Consider the following 4,260-nt stretch of genomic DNA (forward strand, 5'->3'; position numbering starts at 1 on the left):
CGGCCACACCCTCGACATCCACGACCCAAAGCTACGCCGCCGCCCCCTTTCCTTCCGGGGGCGAGCCTTGAGACGGGCAGTGGTCGGGCTGGACAGTTGAGAGCCGCCCCTCGTCGCGCGGCGACCCGCACCGATCGGGGCGCCTGGTTATCCACAGCTTCGGGTTTTTCTTCGGCGGGTTCTCGGTGGGGCTGAGAATCCGGAGGGTCGGAGCTGAGGAGGCGGCGTGTCAGGTGACCTTGATGATCGGGAGGCGGAGTGCGGCGGGGGCGTCGGCGGGGACGGCCGGCTTCTGCGGCGGTACGGGCGGAACGCGGCGGTACGGCTCGCCCAGTGCGGGGCGCGGGTCGTCCTCGGCCTTGTTCGGCCAGAACGACATCGCGCGCTCGGCCTGGGCGGTGATGGTCAGGGACGGGTTGACGCCCAGGTTGGCGGATACGGCCGATCCGTCCACGACGTGCAGGCCGGGGTGCCCGTAGACGCGGTGGTAGGCGTCGATGACGCCGGTCTCGGGCGAGTCTCCGATGGCGCAGCCGCCGAGGAAGTGCGCGGTCAGCGGGATGTCGAACAGGTCGCCCCAGGCGCCGCCGGGCATCCCGCCGATCTCCTCGGCGATCAGGCGCGTCGCCTCGTGGCCCTTGGGGATCCACGTGGGGTTGGGCTCGCCGTGCCCGGCCGCCGCGCGGACGTCCCAGCCGAACGGGCCCCGCTTCGGGCGCAGGGTGATCGAGTTGTCGCGGGTCTGCATGACCAGCGCGATCACCGTCCGCTCGGACCAGCGCCGCAGATCGACGAGCTGCCTCAGGTCGCGGGGGCGGCGCACCGCCTCGCGCGCGAACTTCAGGACCCGGGGGGTGTGCTTCTCCCCCGGGGCGTCGCCGTCCACCAGGAGGGTCTGCAGCAGCGCCAGGAGATTCGACCCGCGGCCGTACCGGACGGGTTCGATGTGCGTGTCCGGAGCGGGATGGAACGAGGACGTGATCGCGACGCCCTGGGAGAAGTCGGGGCCGGGCCGCCCGTTGCGGCGCCCGCCGCCGAGGATGGCCTCGGAGTTCGTGCGGGTCAGCGCCCCGAGCCGGTCGGACAGGCGCGGCAGCACACCGGTCGACTTGAGCTTGTGCAGCAGCTTCTGCGTGCCGTAGGTGCCCGCGGCGAAGACGACCTGCCCGGTGGTGAACGTCTTGCGGTTGCGTCCGAACGAGCCGGTCCGCACGATCTCGACCTCGTATCCCCCGTCCGCCAGGGGCCTGACCGTGGTGACGCGGCTGAGCGGCATCACCCGCGCGCCCGCCTTCTCGGCCAGGTAGAGGTAGTTCTCCGTGAGCATGTTCTTCGCGCCGTGGCGGCAGCCCGTCATGCACTCGCCGCACTCCATGCAGCCGCGGCGGCGCGGTCCCGTCCCGCCGAAGTACGGGTCGGCGCTCTCGATCCCCGCCCCGCGGCCGAAGTAGACGCCGACGGGGGTCTTGACGAAGGTGTCGCCGACGCCCATCCGGTCGGCGACCTTCTTCATGACCTTGTCGGCGGCGGTCGTCGTGGTGTTCTGGACGACGCCCAGCATGCGCTTGGCCTGCTCGTAGTAGGGCGCGAGCTCGTCCTGCCAGTCGGTGATGTGCGCCCACTGCCGGTCCTTGAAGAACGGCTCCGGCGGAACGTACAGGGTGTTGGCGTAGTTCAGCGACCCGCCGCCGACGCCCGCGCCCGCGAGCACCATCACCCGGCTCGCCTTGGCGCCGCGGATGAGGTGGATCCGCTGGATGCCGGTGAGGCCGAACGCCGGCGCCCACAGGTAGCGCGCGACACGCCAGTTCGTCTTGGGCAGCTCCGGATACCTGGACCCGGGGGCACCGGACGGGTTCGTGTCGAAACGCCGTCCGGCCTCGATCACCCCGACCCGGTAGCCCTTCTCGGTCAGGCGCAGCGCCGAGACGCTGCCGCCGAACCCGGACCCGACGACGAGCACGTCGAAGTCGTGCTTCACGCCCGCCCCCTACTTGATCCGCAGCTTCTTCATCACCTTGATACCGGTCGCCATGACCGCGGCGAACCGGTCATAGCTCAGCGAACCCGGAGGTTCGAGGTCCACGAAGTGCTGGCTCGCGATGGTCTGCACCTCGGTGAACTTCAGCAGGCCCTCCGCGCCGTGGCGGCGCCCCACCCCGGACTGCTTCATCCCGCCCATCGGGGAGTCGTACGACGCGAACGCCGCGCCGTACCCGTCGTTGATGTTCACGGTCCCCGCCTGGATGCGGGCGGCGAGCCGGCGGCCCTTCGCCGCGTCCTTCGTCCACACCGACGCGTTCAACCCGTACTGGGTGTCGTTGGCGCGGGCGACGACCTCGTCCTCGTCCCGGTACCGGTAGATCGACACGACCGGGCCGAACGTCTCGTTGGCGCACAGGTCCATGTCGCCGCTGACGTCCGCGAGGATCGTCGGCTCGTAGAACAGCGGCCCGATGTCGGGACGCGCCTTGCCGCCAGCGAGGACGGTCGCGCCCGCCTCGACGGCCTGGTCGACGTGGCGCGTCACGGCCTCCAGCTGCCGCGCGTACGTGAGCGACCCCATCTCGGCGTCGAAGTCGAGGCCGGTGCCGAGCTTCATGTCCTTGACGACCTCCACGAACCGGGGGACGAACCGGTCGTAGATGTCCTCGTGCACGTACATCCGCTCGATCGAGATGCACAGCTGCCCGGCGTTGGTGAAGCACGCGCGGACGGCGCCCCGGGCGGTCCGCTCGACGTCCGCGTCCGGCATGACGATCATCGGGTTCTTGCCGCCGAGTTCCAGCGAGTACCCGACCAGCCGCGGCGCGACCCGCTCCGCGATGGCCTTGCCGCCCCGCGTCGACCCGGTGAAGGAGACGTAGTCGGCCTCGTCCAGCAGCGGGTCGCCGATCTCGGCCGGGTCGCCCACCACGATCTGCCACACGTCCCGCGGCAGCCCCAGCTCGACCAGCAGGTCCAGCACCCACAGGCTCGACAGGCACGTCTGGGTGTCCGGCTTGTGGATCACGGCGTTGCCCGCCATCAGCGCGGGCGCGATGTCGCTGGCGCCGAGCGCGAACGGGTAGTTCCACGGCGCGATCAGCGCGACGACGCCCTTGGGGTGCCGCAGCTCCTGCACCCGCGTGACGCCCGGCATCATCCCCTGCCTGCGCCGCGGCTTCAGCAGGCCCGCGGCCCGCCGCGCGTAGTACAGCGAGCACAGCGCCACGTCGAGGAACTCCTCCAGCGCGTGGCGGCGGGCCTTGCCGGTCTCCAGCTGGATGATGTCGAGGATCTCCTCGCGCCGGTCGACCAGGGCGTCCTGGAACCGCAGGAACGGTTTCACCCGCTCGCGCACGGGAAGCCGCGCCCACGCCCGCTGCGCCTCCCGCGCCCGCCGGTGCGCCGCGCGGACGTCCTCGGCACTCGACAGCGGAACGGTCGCCAGGGGCGCACCGCTGAACGGAGTGGGGATCGCGGCGGTGTCGCCGCCGCCCGAGGCGACGTGCGAGACCAGCCGGTCGATCAGAGGTTGCGGGAGCTCGTGCTCTGCCGCGCCTTTGGCGGGGACCGTCGGGGTTGCCATGAACGCAGCGTATGACCCCCGGCCATTCTTGGCTACCCACAAGTAACGCAGCCCACAGGGCGGTTTGCCGCACTCCTCCTCACTTCCCGGCGACACCCTCCGAACGGACCGTTCCAAGCCCTACGGACTTGCTCAACTCGATGAATGACCATGCCCCGCCGGTGTATCCCGAAGAGAGAATCTCAGCAATCGGGCGTTCGCTGCCGCGCGCCCGCACACGGGGACGCCGACCTTCTGGAGGGGACACCACATGACGGACATCCACGGCGGATGCGATGCGACACCGTCAGGCGGCAGCGCGCAGGTACGCCGGAACCGGCGCGAGCAGACCCGCTCCGCCCTCCTCGGCGCCGCCGAGCGGCTATGGGCCGAACGCGGCATCCACGGCGCCTCACTGGACGACATCGCGGCCGCCGCCGGCCTCACCAAGGGCGCCGTCTACTCCAACTTCGCGGGCAAGACCGACCTGCTGTTCGCCCTGATGGAGCGCTTCACCGCCGACCCCGACATCGACGTCTGCGCCGAACTCCGCACCGCCGGCCAGGACACCGACCCCACCGGCCGCACGTCCCACCGCCACCCCACCGACGACCGCGGACGCCGGCTGGCCCTCCTCCTGGTCGAGTTCTGGCTCTACGGCATGCGCGACTACGCCGCAGGCTGGCGCATAGCCGACTGGTACGCCGAAC

At 71.0% G+C, this 4,260-nt stretch carries 3 protein-coding genes; 1 reads left to right on the forward strand and 2 read right to left on the reverse strand.

Annotated elements, in window-relative coordinates:
- Positions 1 to 229 precede the first annotated feature (229 nt).
- Positions 230 to 1,981 (reverse strand): GMC family oxidoreductase, encoded by a 1,752-nt coding sequence (locus E1200_RS31580; protein ID WP_131956052.1) that lies wholly within the window; start codon positions 1,979 to 1,981, stop codon positions 230 to 232.
- A 9-nt stretch (positions 1,982 to 1,990) separates the two neighbouring features.
- The gene (locus E1200_RS31585; protein ID WP_131956054.1) at positions 1,991 to 3,571 is read right to left on the reverse strand and encodes a succinic semialdehyde dehydrogenase; all 1,581 of its coding nucleotides are present in this window, start codon (positions 3,569 to 3,571) and stop codon (positions 1,991 to 1,993) included.
- A gap of 250 nt (positions 3,572 to 3,821) precedes the next feature.
- Between E1200_RS31585 and E1200_RS31590 the strand changes: the two genes are divergently transcribed.
- A partial coding sequence (locus tag E1200_RS31590; RefSeq protein WP_131956056.1) for a helix-turn-helix domain-containing protein occupies positions 3,822 to 4,260 on the forward strand: 439 nt, incomplete at its 3' end.

Source organism: Actinomadura sp. GC306 (assembly GCF_004348665.1).
GTDB lineage: Bacteria > Actinomycetota > Actinomycetes > Streptosporangiales > Streptosporangiaceae > Spirillospora.